This is a genomic window from Nocardia sp. NPDC060255 (genome assembly GCF_042727395.1).
Taxonomy (GTDB): Bacteria; Actinomycetota; Actinomycetes; order Mycobacteriales; family Mycobacteriaceae; genus Nocardia.
In genome coordinates this window covers 183,941-185,768 of the sequence record NZ_JBHXAU010000009.1, presented here as the reverse complement: position 1 = coordinate 185,768, position 1,828 = coordinate 183,941, and the positions used below count along the sequence as shown (strand labels likewise).

The 1,828-nt window shown below is 67.8% G+C and carries 1 protein-coding gene; it reads right to left on the bottom strand.

The window, feature by feature from the left end:
- Nucleotides 1–427: 427 nt before the first annotated feature.
- The gene (locus ACFWF1_RS19165; RefSeq protein ID WP_379281191.1) at nucleotides 428–1,789 is read right to left on the bottom strand and encodes a GAF domain-containing protein; all 1,362 of its coding nucleotides are present in this window, start codon (nucleotides 1,787–1,789) and stop codon (nucleotides 428–430) included.
- Nucleotides 1,790–1,828: the final 39 nt, after the last annotated feature.

Genomic DNA, 1,828 nt, shown 5'->3' with positions numbered 1-1,828 from the left:
CAGAGCCTCCTAGATTGGCGAAACAACAGCTGGCCGATGGGTTTTGGGCAGCGCGAATAAGCCGCTGCGTCAGCGGGACGATCCGGACGCATGGCGTCGACCACCACAGGCGATTCGGTGAAAGCGCGTAACGCGAAGGCGTCACCGCGCGCGATCCGACAGCTGCCCGCCGTCGGCTTGACTCTCGCTCGTTCCTCCAACTTCACTGCCGCTCGGCGGGCGTCGCGGCTATGTCAGTTACGTCACACGGGAGTGATCCGTGCATTGCGAACACTAGGCGCTCGGTTAATAAAAAGGAACTTTTTCCCTTAAAAACTTCTGGACGCTTGACCAGGGCGACTACCAGGGCCGGAGCCGCTAGGCAGAAGTGTGCGCGCGACCACAGAGACGTCGCGTTTGTGAGCTACCACACGTTCGGAAGTGCAGACTATGAGCGGGAACGTTGCATCCACGTTGCATCGGCGCCGAGCCGCCGATCGAGCACCCGGATCTTGGCCTCGATCTGCGCATACAGGGGCGAATCACGATCGACTGTCGCCCGGTAGGCGGCCCACGCGGCGGCGTCGTCGCGCCCCTCCGCGCCCGCGGTCCAGCGGCGCAGCACGGCGGAATCCGCCGAACTCAGGACCGCGGTGCGCAGTCGCACCCGCAGTTCGTCGCGAATATCGATAATCCCCGGCGCGGTCGAGCGCGGCAGCACCGGTCCGGCGTAGAGCCGCAATGCCGCATCGACATCACCGGAGTCGAGCGCGGCGCGCAACGCCTCCACATCGGTTGCGACATGGACGCGCAAACGGTAAGGGCGCGAACCGAATACGGTCGGGCCGACCACGGTTCGCAGGCGGGACACGGCGGCCCGGATGGTGCCGTTGTCCAGATCCGTGTCGTCGAGCAGCAGCGCGAGATGATCGGCGCCGAGCCCCTCCGGATGTTCGGTGAGCAGCAGCAGGATCTCGGCATGCCGCTGCGACAACGAAACCCGATCGCCCGCGACGCTCAATTGCGGCTGCCCGAGGCCGAGCACCTCCAGACCCAACCGGCCCGACGACGGCGCGTCCAGCGCGTGCCCGCCCGACGGGCCGTGCCTGGTCGAGCGCAGCGCGGCCAGCAGCAGATCCATCTCGGCGGCGGTCGCGGTGGCCTTGACCAAGGCGAGAATCTCGGGTTGGGCGACCCGGACGCCACCGGCGATCATCAGCACGCCGACCAGCCTGCCGTCCGGATCATGCACCGGCGCAGCGGCTCCGGTGAGCCGATGCATCCGGTGCAGGAAGTGTTCGGGGCCGTGGATCCAGGCGGCCCGGCCGGTGCGCACCACCAAGCCGACCGCGTTCGTGCCGATCCGGCGCTCGCTCAGATCGTCGCCGGCCCGCAGCCCGATCTCGGCGGCGGCGCCGACCTGGTCCGGATTGCCGTGCACGGAGAGCACGCGGCCGAACTGATCGGCCACCACGACGATCAAACCTGTTCTGGCGGTGTCCTGTACGAGGAGTTTGTCGATCAGCGGCATCAGCGTGGCGATCGGATGCGCCTCGCGGTAGCGCTGCAGATCGGCGCCGCGCAGACCGCGCCCGTCCAGCGGATCCAGCGGATCGACGCCGCCGCGCACGCTGCGCAGCCAGGATTCGAGCACGGCAGGGCGCAACAAACCGGCAAGCCGGGTGAGCCGATCGCCGCCCGCGCTAAGGTACCCGTGGGCCTGCGCGGCATAGGCCTCGAGCGCGCCGAGTTGCGTGCCGGGCTCGACGCCGTGCTGTGGGGGCCGCCCACCTGCAATGTTGCTGACCATTTGCCTTTCTTTCCGAACCAAACTGTACCGGCGGCTACA